19 protein-coding genes are annotated in these 17,143 nt (G+C 33.6%); 12 read left to right on the top strand and 7 right to left on the bottom strand.

The window, feature by feature from the left end; all coding sequences use genetic code 11:
- Positions 1-161 precede the first annotated feature (161 nt).
- From BP92_RS0110680 to BP92_RS0110640, 9 genes are all read left to right on the top strand, one after another.
- A complete protein-coding gene (locus BP92_RS0110680; protein WP_026726062.1) occupies positions 162-641 on the top strand; it encodes a c-type cytochrome in 480 nt (159 codons plus the stop codon).
- Positions 642-702: 61 nt separating this feature from the next.
- Positions 703-2,682: a Sec-dependent nitrous-oxide reductase gene (nosZ, locus tag BP92_RS0110675; RefSeq protein WP_026726061.1), complete on the top strand. Its 1,980-nt coding sequence runs from the start codon at positions 703-705 to the stop codon at positions 2,680-2,682.
- A 53-nt stretch (positions 2,683-2,735) separates the two neighbouring features.
- Complete coding sequence (locus BP92_RS0110670; RefSeq protein WP_026726060.1) at positions 2,736-3,329, top strand: hypothetical protein; 594 nt, start codon at positions 2,736-2,738, stop codon at positions 3,327-3,329.
- A 2-nt stretch (positions 3,330-3,331) separates the two neighbouring features.
- Positions 3,332-3,757, top strand: coding sequence for a nitrous oxide reductase accessory protein NosL (locus BP92_RS0110665; RefSeq protein ID WP_035693309.1), 426 nt, complete (start codon positions 3,332-3,334; stop codon positions 3,755-3,757).
- A complete protein-coding gene (locus tag BP92_RS0110660) occupies positions 3,757-4,989 on the top strand; it encodes a nitrous oxide reductase family maturation protein NosD (protein ID WP_026726058.1) in 1,233 nt (410 codons plus the stop codon). Before BP92_RS0110665 ends, BP92_RS0110660 begins: the two co-directional genes overlap by 1 nt.
- Entirely contained in the window at positions 4,986-5,708 is a 723-nt protein-coding gene (locus BP92_RS0110655) for an ABC transporter ATP-binding protein (protein WP_026726057.1), read from the top strand. The genes BP92_RS0110660 and BP92_RS0110655 overlap by 4 nt, the downstream gene beginning before the upstream one ends.
- The gene (locus BP92_RS0110650) at positions 5,692-6,459 is read left to right on the top strand and encodes an ABC transporter permease subunit (protein ID WP_026726056.1); all 768 of its coding nucleotides are present in this window, start codon (positions 5,692-5,694) and stop codon (positions 6,457-6,459) included. Before BP92_RS0110655 ends, BP92_RS0110650 begins: the two co-directional genes overlap by 17 nt.
- A gap of 160 nt (positions 6,460-6,619) precedes the next feature.
- Positions 6,620-6,853, top strand: coding sequence for a group III truncated hemoglobin (locus tag BP92_RS17360; RefSeq protein WP_245598378.1), 234 nt, complete (start codon positions 6,620-6,622; stop codon positions 6,851-6,853).
- Positions 6,853-7,296 carry a copper resistance protein CopD gene (locus tag BP92_RS0110640; protein ID WP_026726055.1) on the top strand — a complete coding sequence of 148 codons (444 nt, stop codon included), beginning with the start codon at positions 6,853-6,855 and terminating at the stop codon, positions 7,294-7,296. Before BP92_RS17360 ends, BP92_RS0110640 begins: the two co-directional genes overlap by 1 nt.
- A gap of 68 nt (positions 7,297-7,364) precedes the next feature.
- Here the strand turns inward: BP92_RS0110640 and BP92_RS0110635 are convergent, their stop codons facing one another.
- From BP92_RS0110635 to BP92_RS0110625, 3 genes are all read right to left on the bottom strand, one after another.
- Positions 7,365-7,919 carry a fasciclin domain-containing protein gene (locus tag BP92_RS0110635; RefSeq protein WP_026726054.1) on the bottom strand — a complete coding sequence of 185 codons (555 nt, stop codon included), beginning with the start codon at positions 7,917-7,919 and terminating at the stop codon, positions 7,365-7,367.
- Positions 7,920-7,998: 79 nt separating this feature from the next.
- Entirely contained in the window at positions 7,999-9,168 is a 1,170-nt protein-coding gene (locus BP92_RS16140; protein WP_150111919.1) for a hypothetical protein, read from the bottom strand.
- Between the two features lie 47 nt (positions 9,169-9,215).
- Positions 9,216-9,803, bottom strand: a complete 588-nt coding sequence (locus BP92_RS0110625) for a Crp/Fnr family transcriptional regulator (RefSeq protein WP_026726053.1) — start codon at positions 9,801-9,803, stop codon at positions 9,216-9,218.
- Between the two features lie 121 nt (positions 9,804-9,924).
- Between BP92_RS0110625 and BP92_RS0110620 the strand changes: the two genes are divergently transcribed.
- The 3 genes from BP92_RS0110620 to BP92_RS0110610 all read left to right on the top strand — a co-directional run bounded on the left by BP92_RS0110620 (position 9,925) and on the right by BP92_RS0110610 (position 13,308).
- A complete protein-coding gene (locus BP92_RS0110620) occupies positions 9,925-10,299 on the top strand; it encodes a hypothetical protein (RefSeq protein ID WP_228063946.1) in 375 nt (124 codons plus the stop codon).
- Positions 10,300-10,415: 116 nt separating this feature from the next.
- Entirely contained in the window at positions 10,416-11,261 is an 846-nt protein-coding gene (locus BP92_RS0110615; RefSeq protein ID WP_026726051.1) for a hypothetical protein, read from the top strand.
- A 61-nt stretch (positions 11,262-11,322) separates the two neighbouring features.
- Positions 11,323-13,308 carry a TonB-dependent receptor plug domain-containing protein gene (locus BP92_RS0110610; RefSeq protein ID WP_026726050.1) on the top strand — a complete coding sequence of 662 codons (1,986 nt, stop codon included), beginning with the start codon at positions 11,323-11,325 and terminating at the stop codon, positions 13,306-13,308.
- A gap of 26 nt (positions 13,309-13,334) precedes the next feature.
- On the opposite strand, the gene BP92_RS0110605 is transcribed toward BP92_RS0110610, so the two are convergent.
- The 4 genes from BP92_RS0110605 to nadB all read right to left on the bottom strand — a co-directional run bounded on the left by BP92_RS0110605 (position 13,335) and on the right by nadB (position 17,142).
- Complete coding sequence (locus tag BP92_RS0110605) at positions 13,335-13,772, bottom strand: RrF2 family transcriptional regulator (RefSeq protein WP_026726049.1); 438 nt, start codon at positions 13,770-13,772, stop codon at positions 13,335-13,337.
- Between the two features lie 93 nt (positions 13,773-13,865).
- Entirely contained in the window at positions 13,866-15,191 is a 1,326-nt protein-coding gene (locus tag BP92_RS0110600; protein ID WP_026726048.1) for a cbb3-type cytochrome c oxidase subunit I, read from the bottom strand.
- Entirely contained in the window at positions 15,188-15,619 is a 432-nt protein-coding gene (locus tag BP92_RS16780) for a c-type cytochrome (RefSeq protein ID WP_084329730.1), read from the bottom strand. The genes BP92_RS0110600 and BP92_RS16780 overlap by 4 nt, the downstream gene beginning before the upstream one ends.
- Positions 15,619-17,142: an L-aspartate oxidase gene (gene nadB / locus BP92_RS0110590; protein WP_035693306.1), complete on the bottom strand. Its 1,524-nt coding sequence runs from the start codon at positions 17,140-17,142 to the stop codon at positions 15,619-15,621. The genes BP92_RS16780 and nadB overlap by 1 nt, the downstream gene beginning before the upstream one ends.
- Position 17,143 lies beyond the last annotated feature (1 nt).

The raw sequence follows: 17,143 nt of genomic DNA, 5'->3' as shown, positions 1-17,143 counted from the left end.
TAGGTTTTTGTAAAAGGCTGTTTTCATTTTTTGGAAACAGCCTTTTTTGTTCAACAATTGTTAATAATAAAGATAAAAATATCCTTTTTTATGATTGTAATCATACTTTTAAAGCACTCAATTTCATAAATTTGTAGTAATAATTTTAATATTAAAATATCATGAACAAATCGATTTTACTTGTTTTATCTCTTGCTTTAGCTATAGCATGTGGTAAAAAAGAAGCATCTGCTGAAGACAATTATCAGCCAGGTGGAGGTGAAGCAACAACAGAAGCTGCTGATCCAGCATCGTATGATCCAAAACGTGGTGAAGGAAAATTTGACACAGTTGAATTGGGAGCTACTTTAGACCAAGCTTTAGCAAAAAAAGGAGAAGAAGTAGCGGGTGTAAAATGTGCATCATGTCACAAAACAACAGATGAAAAATTAGTTGGCCCAGGTTGGAAAGGGGTTACAGAAAGAAGAAAACCAGAGTGGATTATGAACTTTATTACTAATCCAGATCCAATGATTGACAAAGATCCAGAGGTTCAAGCGCAATTGGAAATTTGTTTGGTTCGTATGCCTAATCAAGGTATTTCAGACGACGAAGCTAGAGGAATTCTTGAGTATATGCGTAAAAATGACGGTGTGAAATAAACATAAAAGGGTATTGTGTTAAGTGAAAGTAATACGATACCTTAATTTAACTACATATATCATGAAAAATAAATTTGTACAGGCAGTTTTAGTAATTGCCCTAGGAAGTGCTTTGGTAACTTCCTGTAAGCCAAAAAGCTCAGGAGATGCTGTAAGTGGCGATGCTGCTGAGAAGGCGTATGTTGCACCAGGAAAATACGATGAGTTTTACAATTTCGTTTCAGGTGGTTTTAGTGGACAGTTAAGTGTTTACGGATTACCAAGCGGACGTTTATTCCGAGTTATTCCCGTATTTTCGGTTGACCCAGAAAAGGGTTGGGGATACAGCGAAGAAACAAAACCAATGTTAAATACCTCTCACGGATTCGTGCCTTGGGACGATTTACACCACACCGAAATGTCTCAAACTAACGGTGAAGTTGACGGTCGTTGGGTTTTTGGGAATGCTAATAATACCCCGCGTATTGCTAGAATTGATTTAAAAACATTCAAAACAGCTGAAATTATCGAACTTCCGAACAGTGGAGGTAATCACTCTTCTCCATTCATTACTGAAAATACAGAATATGTGGTAGCGGGTACTCGTTTTAGTGTTCCAGCCGATTATTCTAATGGAGACGTTCCAATCAACACGTATAAAGAAAATTACAAAGGACACATCAGTTTTGTAAGCGTGGATAAAAAATCGGGAGAAATGGATTTGGCTTTCCAAATTGTGACTCCGGGTGTAAATTTTGACCTTTCTCACGCTGGTAAAGGAAAATCTCACGGATGGTTCTTCTTCTCTTGCTACAACACAGAACAAGCCAATACTTTGTTAGAAGTGAACGCTTCTCAAAAAGATAAAGACTTTATCATGGCAGTGAACTGGAAAAAAGCAGAAGAATACATCAAAGCTGGAAAAGGTAAAAAACAAAAAGTGAAATATGCACATAACACTTGGGAAGAGTCTACACACTCTGCTAAATCTACTATGAAAGATGAAGTATTGGTTTTAGATGCTTCTGAATTAAAAGATATCTGTTACATGATTCCTTGTCCAAAATCGCCTCACGGTTGTGATGTTGATCCAACAGGAGAATTCATCGTAGGTTCAGGTAAATTAGCAGCTTTAATTCCTGTGTTTAGTTTTGATAAATTACAAGCAGCCATCAAAGGGAAAAAATTTGAAGGTGATTATGGAGGAATTCCAGTGGTGAAATACGAAGCTGCTTTACATGGTGAAGTTCAAAAACCAGGCTTAGGTCCATTACACACTGAATTTGACGGAAAAGGAAATGCTTATACGACTTTCTTCGTTTCTTCTGAAGTAGTGAAATGGGATATTAAAACATTAAAAGTTTTAGACCGTGTTCCAACATATTATTCTGTAGGTCACTTATGTATTCCTGGTGGTGATAGTAAAAAACCATTTGGTAAATACTTAATTGCTTACAACAAAATTACAAAAGACCGTTATTTACCAACAGGTCCTGAATTAGCACAATCGGCTCAAATATTTGATATTAGTGGAGATAAAATGAAACTAATTTTAGACTTCCCAACCATTGGAGAGCCACATTACGCACAAGCAGCTCCAGCGGATTTAATTCGAAACAACGGACAGTTGAAATTCTATAAATTAGAAGATAACAAACATCCTTATGCTGCAAAAGGTGAAAAAGAAGCCAAAGTGGTTAGAGAAGGAAACAAAGTGCATGTGTACATGACGTCTATTCGATCTCACTTTGCTCCTGATAATATTGAAGGTGTTTTCCTTGGTGATGAAGTATATTTCCACGTAACCAACTTAGAACAAGATTGGGATGTACCTCACGGATTTGCAGTGAAAGGTGCTAACAATGGTGAATTATTAATCATGCCTGGAGAAACTACTACATTAAAATGGATTCCAGATAGAGTAGGAACTTTCCCATTCTACTGTACCGATTTCTGTAGTGCGTTACACCAAGAAATGCAAGGATACATTAGAGTATCTCCAAAAGGTTCAAATGTTCCACTACAATTTAGTTTAGGAACAAACGTACCAGCAACAAAATAAATTTTTAACAAAAGGGGCAAAGTAACTTTTGTCCCTTTTTTAAACTCAATTGTATGGAAACTACAAAACTTGCTTTAGTTTCAAAAATCCTTTTATTTATCATTGCAGGATTGTTTATAGGTTCTTTATTTGTGCCTATGTGGCAAATCGATTTAGATGCGCCTCAATATCCTGAAGGTTTGGTGCTAAAATTACATGCTAATAAAATTGGTGGCGATGTAGAAATCATTAACGGCTTAAATCACTACATCGGAATGGCAACTTTACATACCGAAAATTTTATCGAATTCAAAATCTTGCCTTATATTGTTGGTGCTTTTTCATTAATTTCTATTGCGTTGATTTTTATCAATAACAGAAAATTCGTACTAGCATTTTTCGGAACCTTTATACTTTTCGTTATCTTAGCAGGAGTAGATTTTTACCGCTGGAATTACGAATACGGACACAATTTAGATCCGAATGCCGCTATTAAAGTGCCTGGAATGGCCTATCAACCTCCATTAATTGGATACAAGCAATTATTAAATTTTGGAGCTTATTCTGTTCCTGATATTGGAGGATGGTATTTAATTGCTGCTGGTGTCATGTTATTTTACATTGTATTTAAAGAATTCAATTTATTCAAAAGAAAACAAACTATTTAGTTATGAAAAAGATTGTACTTTTATTTTCGTCGCTTCTTATTATTTCTTGTGTTTCAAACGAACCAAAACCTATCAAATTGAATGTAGACTCTTGTGAATTCTGCAAAATGACCATTTCGAACGGAAAATTTGGTGCTGAATTATTAACTAAAAAAGGACGTTACTACAAGTTTGACGATTTATCTTGTATGATGCACTATACGAAAGAAAATACGAATGTTCAAGTGCAATCTTTCTTTGTTAACGATTACGCAAAAGACAATACTTTAATTCCAGCCGAGCAATGTTTTTACTTGCATGGAGGTTCGATTAATTCTCCAATGCGAGGTAATTTTGCCGCTTTTGCATCCGATAAAGACCAAGATGATTTTCAAAAACAACTTAATGCCAAAATGTTAACTTGGGAACAAGTTTTCACAATGTATTAATGAAAAAAATTAGTTTCATAGTATTCCTATTGTTTTTTTCAATTGGGAAAGCGGCTACTATTCAGGTAGGTGCTAACTTTCCAGTGAAGAAAATCAAGCAAGCCCTTGCATTAGCAAAAGATGGCGATACAATTCTTGTAGATTCGGGCATTTATAAAGAGGGAACGATTTTAATCAATAAAAAGATTTATTTTATTGGAAAGAACTTCCCTGTTTTAGATGGCCAACATAAAAAAGAAGTATTATCTATCAATGCCAATGATGTGGTGGTAAAAGGATTTAAAGTAATTAATTCGGGTCACGCTGCTTTAAATGATCCTTGTGGAATTCGTGTTTATGATAAAAATAATGTCACAATTCAAGGGAACATTCTCGATAACAATTTCTTTGGAATTTACCTTCAAAACAGTACAAATTGTATCGTTAAGAATAATATAATTAAAGCTTACGGTAAAGCTGAACAGTTAATTGGAAATGGAATTCACTGTTGGAAAAGTTCAAATTTGCAAATCATCGGAAATAAAATCACAGGTCATCGCGACGGTATTTATTTCGAATTTGTAACCCAATCTGTAATTTGGAGAAACATCTCTAACAATAACGTGAGATACGGATTGCATTTCATGTTTTCTAATGATGATGCTTACATAACCAATGTTTTCAAGAACAATGGAGCAGGAGTAGCCGTAATGTTTACCAAAAATGTAAAAATGTTTAATAACTATTTTGAGGAAAATTGGGGCGATTCGGCTTACGGATTATTGCTGAAAGAAATTGCAGATAGTTATATTTTCAATAATCGTTTTGCACGTAATACTTCTGGAATCTACATGGAAGGAACGTCTCGAATCAAAGTTGAGAAAAATAGTTTCGAATCGAATGGTTGGGGCATGAAAATCCAAGCGAGCTGTATGGAAAACGAAATCGTAAATAATAATTTCTTGAAAAATACTTTCGATATTAGTACCAATGGAAGTTTGGTTTTAAATACATTCAATGCGAATTATTGGGACAAATATGAAGGTTACGATTTAGACAAAGATGGAATGGGCGATGTTCCGTATCATCCGTTAAGTTTGTTTGCCGTGCTTACCGAAAATACGCCTTCTTCTATGTTGTTGTATAGAAGTTTTATGATTACGTTGCTAGATAAATCTGAAAAAGTATTACCCAGTATAACACCTGATAATTTTGTAGATAATAAGCCTTTAATGAAGTCACTGCCGCTATGATTGAGATAAAAGAATTGCAGAAAAAGTTTGGAAAATTTGAAGTTTTAAAGAACATTAATCTTTCTTGTAAAAAAGGAGAATGTATCGCTTTAATTGGTCCGAATGGTTGTGGAAAAACCACTTTGATAAAATCGGTTTTAGGAATGGTGTTGCCAGATTCGGGTACGATTCATTTTAATGGAAATTCCGTTTTAGGTGAGTATTTGTATCGCGAAAAAATTGGTTATATGCCACAAATAGGAAGATATCCTGATAATATGACAATTGGTCAAATTATCGAAATGATTAAAAAGATTCGAAATTCATCAGATGATTTGGATGAAGATTTGTTGCACGCTTTCGAATTAGAAAAAATGTTCGACAAGCAAATGCGCACTTTATCTGGTGGAACAACCCAAAAAGTAAGTGCTGTTTTAGCTTTTCTTTTTAATCCAGATGCATTGATTTTAGACGAACCTACTGCTGGTTTAGATCCTTTAGCGGCTGAGGTTTTAAAAGAAAAAATCATAAAAGAGAAAGAAAAAGGAAAATTGATTTTGATTACATCTCATTTGTTGAGTGAATTGGACGATTTAATTACCGAAATCATTTTTATGCAAGAAGGAAAAGTACATTTTCATCAAAAAGTAGAAGAATTAAAATCTACTACTGGCGAAGAGAAAATCTCAAAAGCAATTGCCAAAATTTTAAAGAACAAACAAAATGAACCGAATCATTAAAATCATATTATCCGACATTATCCGAAACAAAATCGTTTTGGCTTACACGCTGATTTTGTCTATTTTATCTTGGAGTTCTTTTGCATTAGAAGACAATTCATCAAAAGGATTACTGACGATTTTGAATGTGATTTTATTCACAGTTCCGTTGGTTTCCATTTTATTTGCTACGATTTATTTGTACAATAGTGCCGAATTTATTGAACTTTTACTAAGTCAACCTATCAAAAGAAGAAAGATTTGGTTGAGTTTATTTTTCGGATTATCCACGGCAATGGTTTTTGCGTTTTTTATTGGGGCAGGAATTCCTTTGTTAGTAAATTCTCCTGATAGTGTTGGTTTTATGATGTTGCTCAATGGTTGTTTGATTTCAGTCATCTTTGTTGCATTGGCATTTTTGAGTTCGATTTTAACCCGAGATAAAGCAAAAGGAATTGGTTTAGCCATAATGATTTGGTTGTATTTCGCACTATTATTTGACGGAATGGTTTTGTTTTTACTCTTCCAATTAGCTGAATATCCAATCGAAAACATGATGGTTGGTATCACTGCTTTTAGTCCGATAGATTTAGCTCGAATTCAAATTCTTTTGCATTTAGATGTTTCCGCTATGATGGGATATACTGGAGCAATTTTTAAAGATTTCTTCGGAACTTCAGTTGGGTTATTAGTTTCATTCGTGTTGTTGAGTTTGTGGGCGATTATTCCGTTTTTCATTTCTATGCGAAAATTCAATAAAAAAGACTTGTAATTGTTATTTAATCAAATTACAAAATGAAAACAGATATTAGAAATAGAAAGGATATTGAACTTTTAGTCGATACCTTTTATGATAAAATCAAAACCGATGCAGTTATCGGTTTTCTGTTTACCGAAATTGCCAGGTGAATTGGGAAACTCATTTGCCTAGAATGTACGATTTTTGGGAAAACATCTTGTTCTATACCGGAAATTACAACGGAAGTCCCATGCAAGTCCACAAAGATTTACACAGTAAATGTCCTATGAATCCAGAACATTTTCAACATTGGGTAATCGTATTCACCACAACCGTTGATGAATTATTTGAAGGCGAAAAGGCCATTGAAATCAAAGAAAGAGCACTCAATATAGCCAATGTTATCATGTATAAAACGTTAGCGTAATGTATCATCATTTTTTATTAGTCATTCATTTATTGGCGGCAACCGTTTGGATTGGTGGTCATCTTATTTTGGCTACTCGCTATTTACCTGAAGCGATAAAAACTAAGGATTTAGAAAAGTTAAAAGCTTTCAAAGATAAGTTTGAACCTATCGGAATGCCTTCTTTAATTACGCTTGTGATTACCGGAATTTTAATGGCGTACGATTATGATGTTACTTTTACCAAATGGTTTTCTTTCTCAAATGGAATCGAAAAAGTAATTTCCATCAAACTTATTTTGTTTATTACTTCGTTAGCATTAGCCATTTCAGCCCAACTTTTTATTTTCCCAAAACTTACGCCTAAAAAATATCATTACGTTACGATTCTTATTGTGGTAGTGACACTTATCGCTATTTCGATGTTGATTTTAGGTTCCTTAATTCGATTAGGAGGCATATAAAATAAAAAGCGTAAACTGTTAAAGTCTACGCTTTTTACCTTTATAAAAGATGAATTAATAATTGTTTTTTATTTTGGAAGTAAAACGTCGCCAATTACATGGATAATACCATTTGATGTTTCAATGGAAGCCACAATTTCGGAACCGTTTACGAATGTTTTTTCTCCTTGTTTAGTGATTTTTACTTTTCCACCAAACACCATATCAAACTCTTGTCCGTCTTGCATGTATTCTGCTTTCAACGAGCCTACATAAGTGTGATAGCCTAAAATGTTTTCTAAATCGCCTTTTTTCTCAGGTTTTAATAACCCTTCTACGGTTCCTGCAGGTAATTTATCAAAAGCAGCATTGGTTGGTGCAAATACAGTAAATGGTCCAGCGTTACTTAATGAAGTTACTAATCCTGCAGCTTTTACTGCTGTAACTAATGTAGTGTGATCTTTACTTCCAGCAGCGGTTTGCACAATGTTTGGATTTGATGTTGCATCCACAACATTTTCTTGTCCTCCAGTTGGTACTTCTGTAGATTCTGATGTTGGTTCAGATGCTGTTTCTTCGCCTTGTTTACATCCAAAGGTGATTAGTAAACTGGCTAACAATAAAGTTTTAATGGAATTTTTCATAATTTGAATAATTTATACACACAAAGTACTTGATTATCTGATGATTATTTTATGAGTAGAATCATAAAAAAATACTTTTTTATCCTTTTTTTGTAAAAAAAGTTGTCCATAAAACACTTGCGAAAAGAAGTATGGCAATTCCGAACAAAGCTTCATTTATATTAGGAATTAAAGTATAACTAAAAGACGCAACACCTTGAATTCCTAAAACAATTTCATTCAAAACAACGCCAATGCAAAATAAGATTAATCCTAAGATAGTTTTCTTATTCACGGCAATAAAATTATTCACATAAATATAAAACAATAGAAAAAGCGAAATAATAGCTAACAAAATCAGATGTAAATAAGCAATTATTATAGGTCTAAAACCAAAGGCTAATTTACTAATTGCAGGAACGGTGGAACCTAATTGTAATAGGAACTTCGCACTCAAAGCAAAACTGATAAATAAAATCAGATATTTTAAATAATTTGGAAGATTTACGAAGATGGATTTATTTTCTTTAAAAATAGTTTTAAATAGTAAATACCAAACAACTACTTGAACAATTGCCGAAATAGCAGTTAAAATATAAATCAGTAGTGGTAAATCTAACCAAAGTGTTGATAGAAAATACCCTGCAATGCAAGACCAAAACAACCAAATAAACGATTGCGAATAAATGCGATTTGAGTTTGAAGTTACTTTTAAATAATCCAATAACAATCCCATACAAGCAAAGAAAAACCAACCATTGTATTGAAAATGCAAATAGTAATAAATAGAAGCTAAATATTCATTCTGATGGATGTTTTTAGTTGCCATCATATAAGCCAAAGCAAAAGTTCCCAAAGACGAAATCACATTAAAAAATAATGCGGCTTTGAACCATTTTGTTGCTACAGAAGATGTTTCAATTTGTTTACAATCTTTAAAGAAAGCATAGGCAAACCAATAAGAAACAAAAATAGAAAGGGTTGAAAAAGTAATCGAAATTGCTCCATAACCTTGCATAATAAAGGAAATTAGCATTACATACGAACAAATTAAATTCCCGATTAAAACAAGATTGTATTTTTTAAATGTGATTTTATTGAGTGTATCGTGTTTTTGTAAAAAAGCAATGAGCAATGTCATTAAAGTATGCGTAACCCAACCTGCAAAAGCAAAATGAGAATGGGAATGTTGTACACTTTTTTGATCGAGAAGCGGAAATTCAAACAGAATCTTATAGCGCATTAGAAGTCCTAATAATGCAACAAGCATTAGATTAAGAATCGAAAACCGAATCCAAAAAGTTGTTTTAAAAGACATTAGTAATATAATTTATGATTAATAATTTCCACTTTATTCGTTTTGCTCATTTTTGAAAGCTCTCGAATCACTGTTTCCACTCGTAAACCTGTAAAATTGGCAATTTCTTGTCTTGTAAACGCAACCAGTTCTCTTTTAGGACAATCTGAGTTTTTGTGGGCATTTAAAAAGGCTAAAATTCGAAACTCTGGTTTTTGATTTACAATGTCTTTTGTAGTTTTGGCTTTGGTGTGAATTCGAGTTGCCATTAAATTCAAGAATTGCTTCTGAATAAAAGGATATTCCTCTAAAATCTTTAAAAACTTCTCCTTCGAAATTTTTATTATTTTGGAATCTTTAAAGGCTACTGCAGTGGAAGGATACACTTCATCAATAAACAAAGGTGGTTCACCAAAACTATGACCATTTTTAAAATAGCCTTGAGTAAACTCTTTTCCTTCTTCATTGGAATTGTACATTCTTACGCAACCATCGATGATTTGATAATAAAAATTCGCCGATTCCTCTTCATGAAAAATAATTTCATTTTTCTTGTACTCCTTGGCAATAGCGCCCCAAGTAAATAATAAATCTAAATCAATCTGCATAAAGTAGTTGTGTTGAAGGCTTTAATTCTTTTAGATAAAGCACAAATTAATTTCAACAAAAGTAAAAAAAATATGACTGAAATCATACTAAACCCTAATTTATTTGATGTAAATTTGTCCCATGAAACAATTACTAATCATATTAACTGCATTGATGTTTTTAAAGCCGATACTTCCGGTTTTAGAATATGCTGTGAATTATGATTACATTGTAAACAACCTTTGTGAGAACAAATCCAAACCCGAATTAAAATGTAACGGAAAGTGTCACTTGGCAAAACAATTGGCAAAAGCTTCCGAAAGTAATTCTGAAAATTCTTCTGATAAGAAAATATCTTTCGAACATACTGAAATTGTATTTTTTCAAGAAATTCAACCTATAGAAATTAGACAAATTTATTTTTTAAATAAAACTTCTATTGGTAACAATTATTCTAATCTTTACTTTCACTTGAATGATTGTGCCTTTTTTCATCCACCCACATTTATTTCTTAATTAAATATTGGTTTTTGTTAGTTCATTTACTGAATTAACCCACTCAACTTATATCATAATTTCTCTGAAAAAATCACATTTCAGATGGAATTACAATCACTTTAATTAAAAATATAATGAAAACTTCAATAAAATATATTGTAGCCATTTTTGCTATGGCCTTAACTTTCGTGTCTTGTTCAAACGATGATGAAACTACTGTAAATGAATTAGACGGAATTACTAAATTTAAAGAAATCACTAACGATACGCATACTATTGAATTGTATTCTCACATGGGAAGTTTAGAACAAGGATACAACGAAATTAGCTTAAGAATTAAAGACAACACCACAGATAAATACATTAAAAATGCCGAAGTGAGTTGGTCTCCATTAATGCATATGGCTATGATGACGCATTCATGTCCTTATTCAGCAGTAGAAAAAGTAACTGAAAACGGAACTTTATATGAAGGATATATTATGTTCCAAATGGCTCAAAATGATACGGAATATTGGGATTTAAAAATCGATTACACAATTAATGGAGTAGATTATACTGCTACAGATGTACTTGATGTACCAGCTTCTGCAAAACGTAAAGTAAATACATTTACAGGTTCAGATGGTGTTAAGTATTTAGTGGCTTATATTGAGCCTCATCATCCAAAAGTAGCCATCAATGATATGAAAGTTGGCGTTTGGAAAATGCAAAACATGATGACGTTCCCAGTTGTGGATGGTTACACTGTAAAAATCGACCCAAGAATGCCAAGTATGGGAAATCATACCTCTCCAAATAACGTTCATGCGACTCAAACTTTAGCTGGTGGATTATACGATGGTAAATTATCGTTAACCATGACAGGTTATTGGAAAATTAACCTGCAATTAGCTAATGCTGAAGGAACTATCTTAAAAGGAGAAGAAATCACAGAAACAGTTACTTCTAGTAGTATTTTCTTCGAAATCGAATTTTAATTTTTACTCTAAAAAAGGTCGTTATGACTTAAATAATGACCTTTTTTAAAACTTTTATATCATGAAAAAATTAGTTGTATTTTTTCTGTCACTTTCGTTTTGTTTTACTTTTAGTCAAGAGGCGGATTCTCTTAAAACTAAAGAACTTAAAGAAGTTTTGGTAGTAGGAACAAAAGCAGCTTTGCACGAAAAACAAACCAAAACACTCGCTACTTTAGACGAATTTCTGCAAAAATCAACCAAAGTAGATTTAATCAAAAGAGGTGCTTATGCTTGGGAACCCATCATCAACGGAATGGCAACTGAGCGAACCGTAGTTACCATCGACGGAATGCGAATCTTTGGGGCTTGTACCGATAAAATGGACCCAGTGACTTCCTATGTTGAAGTATCTAATTTATCAGAAGCTACGATTTCTTCTGGACAACAAGGCAGTTGTCATGGCAATACGATTGGAGGTTCGATTGATTTAAAAAGAAGCCAACGTCAATTTACTAATGCAGGTTGGGAATTCTTTGTTAACTCAGGTTATGAAACGAATAATCGCCAGAAAATCATTGGTTCTGCCATCAATTATGCGGATAGTTTATTTTATGTGGATACCGATGTAATGTTTCGCGATGCTGAAAATTACAAAGCAGGAAATAACAAAGAAATTCAATTTTCACAGTTCAGAAAACTGAATCTTTCCGCTACTTCTGGCTACCGATTAGCGCCTAATAAAAACATTGAAGCTTCAGTAATTTTTGATAGAGCTACCGATGTTGGTTATCCCGCGTTACCAATGGATGTTTCGTTGGCGGAAGCATTGATTACTTCAGTAAAATTCAATTACAAACCTAATTTGGAGCAAATCGATAATTGGGAAACCAAACTCTATTTCAATACGATTACGCACACTATGGACGATACCAAACGTCCTGTTGTTCCTATTCACATGGACATGCCAGGTTGGAGCGATACTTATGGTTTTTATTCCAAAGTAAATGGGAAATACAAAAAGCATCAATTTTTAGCCAATTTGAATTCGTTTTACAATCGTTCAGTTGCCGAAATGACGATGTATCCATCGGATCCAAACGAAAACTTAATGTTTATGTACACTTGGCCTGATGTTCGTACGTTGTATGCTGGAATTTATTTGGAAGATAATTTCGAAATCAACTGTCATTCGAATTTGAAATTCACTACGAATTTAGGTTTTCATAATAACAATGTAGCGAGTGATTTCGGCTTACAAAGTTTACAGATTTTTTATCCTGAAATGGATGCTTCAAAATCTCGATTCCTAAAAAGTTTTTCCACTAATTATTTCTATAACAAAGACGGAATTTCGTATGGATTCGGAATGGGGTATGGCGAACGCGCTCCATCAGTTTCAGAAGGGTATGGGTTTTACTTATACAATAGCTTTGATGGATTTGATTATATCGGAAACCCAAATTTAAAAAACGAAAAATCGCTTGAAGGAAATGCCAATATTGGATTTAAAAATAAAAAATGGCAAACTAAATTATCCGCTTCCTATTTTCACATTTACGATTATATCATAGGAATTCCAGATGCTTCGGTAGCGCCTATGACTATTGGTGCCAATGGAATAAAAGTCTATACCGCTTTAGATTATGCGACGATTTTATCTTCCGATTTTACGGTAAGTTATCAATTATCAGACGCATGGATTTGGAAAGGACAATTCGTCTATAACTTAGGAAAAGACAATGAAAACAACGGTTTGCCTTTTATGAGTCCGTTTAATTACATGACTTCTTTAGGCTTTAGACCAGGAAAATTCAGTTCGGAATTACAACTAAAAGGAAATGCCACACAAACCGAATACAACGCTTTTTATGGTGAAGACAAAACACCAGATTATGCAATTGTAAATGCAAATTTTGGTTATAAATTCACTTTTGAAAAATCAAAAATGATTTTAAATACAGGTGTTGAAAACATGTTCGATGCCAATTATACTACTTATACCGATTGGAAAAACATTCCAAGAATGGGACGAAATATCTTTGTTAATTTGATGTTTCAGTTTTAAAATACTACAAATTAGAAGAATTGGTTTTATAGCGATTTCAAGAAAGTTTCTCCTGATTTAATTCCCAAAGCTAATTCTTCTAAATTCGTGGTTTCTAGCATATGCGCTAGTTCATTACGAATACTTTTAAATTTATCATGCACTGGACAAGGATGTGTTTCAGAACATTGCGATAATCCTAATCCACAACCATGGAAAACGGCATCGCCATCAATGGCATCTACAATTTCAACTAAGAAAGTCTTTTTAATTCTTTTTATCGGAATATAAAATCCACCATTTACCCCTTTTACCGATTCGATAATCCCAGCTTTTACAAGTATTTGTAAAATTTTAGCTGTAAACGCTTGTGGCGAATCGATTTCTTTGGAGATGTCAACAAAACCTACCTTTTTTTCTTCTAAAGAATGTTTAGCAATAAAAATGGCTGCTTTAATGGCATAATTACATGATTTTGAAAACATAAGCAATGATAAATTTGAAAGAATTAAGGGCCGAATATACAATGGAATTATCAAATTTCACCTGATTTTTATCATCCTATTTTTAGGATAAACTTATTCTTCAATATTCAATTTATTTTTCTTCCAAGATTGAATCAAAAGATAAATGAAGAAACTCGCCATACTAAACATTAAAATCGTTCCAAAAATGATAAAAAGTAAAACCCAATTTTCACTAGAACTATTCATTTTACTAAAGCTTTCAGAAGTCAATCCAGCTTGCCAAATCGCGCGTTGAACACCCATTCCAATTAAGGAAATTAGAAAAAGTAATAAGGTAACTTGTACTATCCAAAACGCAATACTGCCATACAATCGCCATTTTGCCGAATTAAAAGTCGGTTTAATAAAGTAAAATACACCTGCTAAAATAATCATCGTGTTAATCCCAATGGTAGTTCCCATAGCATGCGCCACCGTAATATGCGTTCCATGTGTATATAAGTTGAAGGCTGGAATTGACATAAATAACGCGAGGGTTAAGTTTATCGTTACCCAATAATCAGAAGCCATTAAAAAGCGGTAAGGGAAAAAGTAGTAAAACTGTTTGTTTTCTTTGATTTGTTGACTCCATTTGTAAAAAATACGAATCAAAATAATCCATTCGGTCATGCTCACTGCGTAGGCAATGTAATGAATGTATTTTTCGGTTGGAAGCAAGTAAATATGGTGTCCCCAATTGAACATCAAGTTAAACATTCCCAAAAAATACATCGCAAAAGACAGTTTTTGATAGGACGATTTTTCATCGCCACTAATTTTTTCCATCAAATAAAAAGCAACGCCATAAATAATTTGATTGATAGCGCCCACGAGCGAACCATTTACTTTCCACTGAATTGTCATATCGGCAATAAAATGTTGTCTGAAATAAGGGAAAATCCACAAATAATTTTCGATGAAAGTGAAAATAAAGAAGATAATTCCAGTGAGCCACATCCAATAGTAAACAGGCCATTTCATAGAAAATCCAACCTGATGCAGATAGAAAACTAAGAAAACAATAAAGGAAACAAAGATCGGTAAAGCCCAAACGGGATTGAATTCCCAATATTCTCTTCCTCCAAAATCACCTGTAAAATAGCTGTAGAAAATTCCCAGTAAAGCAATTACCCAAAGTGAAAAATGCAAGTATTGTAAAAAAGTACCCAATCGAGTGGTTTTCATTTTCGCAATAATCAGTGTTACAAAACCTAATCCAGCAGTTATAATCCCTAAATATGCACTACTCACATGAAGCGGACGAAGCGATAAAAATCCCATAACACCTGACTTTGGTTGGGTAATGCGATAACTTTCGGAAGCCAAATGTCCAAAAAACAAGCCTAAAACAAACAATACAAGTGATATTCTGATGAGCCAAATTCCAAAATTCTTCATTTCTTTTCTAAACTAAAAGTTCCTATTATTTCAGGTTGGTAATCTTGCGGATTCGATGTTCCTGTGGCATCTACATTTTTTAAAAAGTGTAAAAGCGCTTTCATTTCGTCATCCGAAATTTCAAAAGCAGGCATTTGTTTTACTCCCGATTTTATAATGCCTTTGATATATGCTTCGTTATTCGCAGTTCTCGAATACACATTCGTTAAATCCGGACCCAAATAACCGCCTAAACCATACAATTGATGACACGTATGACAGTTGTGTTTTTGCCAAACCAATCGACCTTCGGCTACTAAATGAAGTTCTTTTTCAGAATAAGGAGTTGGGCTAAAAAGCGGAATGGCATAAATCCAAATGCTAAACGCTAGAAAACAAACGAAAAGCACAAAAAAAATGCGTTTTGGATGGGCAAATAGATTCAGCATTACGAAATAGTTTTTTCTTTTTTAACCGATTTTACACGATATCTTTTTGGTAAACAATCTTTTAAAATAATTTCTGCGGTTTGTATTAAATTATAAGTTTCACATAAAAACGGATGCGAATCATAATTTTTGAACTTCATTTTGAAGCGTTTGCTCATCTCGGTGACCATCTCATAAACTTTTTCGGTATTTTTTCCAGAAGTGTACAAAGCATCGTATTTAATGAAATGTTGCAGTTGGTTTTTGAATTGCAACACTTGGTCGTGATGAATGTTTTTATAACGAATTGGCGTAATTTCAGATTTAGTCAATTTAATCACATCTATTGATGAAATTAGGTGATTCGCTAAATCATGCGCATAAACAATCGCTTCTAATAATGAATTCGAAGCCAATCGATTGGCACCATGAAGTCCGGTGTGTGAACACTCTCCAATAGCGAACAATTGTTTGATAGAAGTAGCTCCAGTTTCATCCACCACAATTCCGCCACATTGGTAATGAGCTGCTGGAGTTATCGGAATTAAATCTTTGGAAACATCAATGCCATTTTCAAAACAATAGTTGTAAACCTTTGGAAATTTTGTTTTAAATGTGTCTATCGGCAAATGTCTTACATCGAGCCAAACGTGTTGTGAATGTTCTTTTTTCATTTGATCTGAAATGGCTTTTGAAACGATATCTCGAGTTGCTAATTCGCCATCGGGATGGTATTGAAAAACAAAACGTTCCATTTTTTGATTCAAAATATGAGCTCCAAATCCTCGAATGGCTTCAGTAATTAAGAACGCCTGACTTTTATTAGGTTCGTAAAGTGCTGTGGGATGAAATTGAATGTATTTCATCTTTTCCAATTTAGCGCCTACTCGATATGCCATTGCAACGCCATCACCTGTAGAAACAAAAGGATTTGATGTCACACCAAACACTTGTCCCGAACCGCCAGTAGCTAAAACGGTTGCTTTTGCTACGATGGAAGTCACTTCGCTTTTTTCATCAAATCCTATGATTCCGATGCATTTTTGATTGTCTAATAATAAGTCTGTGGCAAAAAAGGAAGTTCTGATAGTAACATTCGGTAAATTCTGAACGACTTGAATCAACTTGGTTTCAATTTCTAAACCAGTTTTGTCTTTGTGATGTACAATTCGGTTTTGGGAGTGGCCGCCTTCTAATCCTAAATCCAATTCTCCTGAATTATTTTTATCTAATTCCACGCCCCATTGAATCAATTCTTGTAAGCGGGCAGGCGCTCCTGTAATTACGTGTTCGACTACTTTTTTATCGCAAATGCCTTTTCCAGCAAGTAAAGTGTCTTGAATATGTTGTTGGTAACTGTCTTTGATAAAGTCGTGTACAACGGCAATTCCACCTTGAGCGTAATAGGTATTGCACTCGTCAATGGAAGTTTTGCTAAGTAAGGTAATTTGTAGTTTCGGATTTTGCTCGCTGAGATATTTCGCTAGAGATAATCCCGCTAATCCTGTGCCTACTATGAGTATATCGGTTTCTAAATTTTGCATG

This window comes from Flavobacterium sasangense DSM 21067, from assembly GCF_000686885.1.
GTDB lineage: Bacteria > Bacteroidota > Bacteroidia > Flavobacteriales > Flavobacteriaceae > Flavobacterium > Flavobacterium sasangense.
This window is presented reverse-complemented; position numbering and strand designations above follow the sequence as displayed.

What these genes read in the sequence shown, in the direction of transcription:
- BP92_RS0110680 (WP_026726062.1), top strand. Translation starts at nt 162, where the DNA reads ATGAACAAATCGATTTTACTTGTTTTATCTCTTGCTTTAGCTATAGCA.
- nosZ (WP_026726061.1), top strand. Translation starts at nt 703, where the DNA reads ATGAAAAATAAATTTGTACAGGCAGTTTTAGTAATTGCCCTAGGAAGT.
- BP92_RS0110670 (WP_026726060.1), top strand. Translation starts at nt 2,736, where the DNA reads ATGGAAACTACAAAACTTGCTTTAGTTTCAAAAATCCTTTTATTTATC.
- BP92_RS0110665 (WP_035693309.1), top strand. Translation starts at nt 3,332, where the DNA reads ATGAAAAAGATTGTACTTTTATTTTCGTCGCTTCTTATTATTTCTTGT.
- BP92_RS0110660 (WP_026726058.1), top strand. Translation starts at nt 3,757, where the DNA reads ATGAAAAAAATTAGTTTCATAGTATTCCTATTGTTTTTTTCAATTGGG.
- BP92_RS0110655 (WP_026726057.1), top strand. Translation starts at nt 4,986, where the DNA reads ATGATTGAGATAAAAGAATTGCAGAAAAAGTTTGGAAAATTTGAAGTT.
- BP92_RS0110650 (WP_026726056.1), top strand. Translation starts at nt 5,692, where the DNA reads ATGAACCGAATCATTAAAATCATATTATCCGACATTATCCGAAACAAA.
- BP92_RS17360 (WP_245598378.1), top strand. Translation starts at nt 6,620, where the DNA reads ATGTACGATTTTTGGGAAAACATCTTGTTCTATACCGGAAATTACAAC.
- BP92_RS0110640 (WP_026726055.1), top strand. Translation starts at nt 6,853, where the DNA reads ATGTATCATCATTTTTTATTAGTCATTCATTTATTGGCGGCAACCGTT.
- BP92_RS0110635 (WP_026726054.1), bottom strand. Translation starts at nt 7,919, where the DNA reads ATGAAAAATTCCATTAAAACTTTATTGTTAGCCAGTTTACTAATCACC.
- BP92_RS16140 (WP_150111919.1), bottom strand. Translation starts at nt 9,168, where the DNA reads ATGCTTGTTGCATTATTAGGACTTCTAATGCGCTATAAGATTCTGTTT.
- BP92_RS0110625 (WP_026726053.1), bottom strand. Translation starts at nt 9,803, where the DNA reads ATGCAGATTGATTTAGATTTATTATTTACTTGGGGCGCTATTGCCAAG.
- BP92_RS0110620 (WP_228063946.1), top strand. Translation starts at nt 9,925, where the DNA reads ATGAAACAATTACTAATCATATTAACTGCATTGATGTTTTTAAAGCCG.
- BP92_RS0110615 (WP_026726051.1), top strand. Translation starts at nt 10,416, where the DNA reads ATGAAAACTTCAATAAAATATATTGTAGCCATTTTTGCTATGGCCTTA.
- BP92_RS0110610 (WP_026726050.1), top strand. Translation starts at nt 11,323, where the DNA reads ATGAAAAAATTAGTTGTATTTTTTCTGTCACTTTCGTTTTGTTTTACT.
- BP92_RS0110605 (WP_026726049.1), bottom strand. Translation starts at nt 13,772, where the DNA reads ATGTTTTCAAAATCATGTAATTATGCCATTAAAGCAGCCATTTTTATT.
- BP92_RS0110600 (WP_026726048.1), bottom strand. Translation starts at nt 15,191, where the DNA reads ATGAAGAATTTTGGAATTTGGCTCATCAGAATATCACTTGTATTGTTT.
- BP92_RS16780 (WP_084329730.1), bottom strand. Translation starts at nt 15,619, where the DNA reads ATGCTGAATCTATTTGCCCATCCAAAACGCATTTTTTTTGTGCTTTTC.
- nadB (WP_035693306.1), bottom strand. Translation starts at nt 17,142, where the DNA reads ATGCAAAATTTAGAAACCGATATACTCATAGTAGGCACAGGATTAGCG.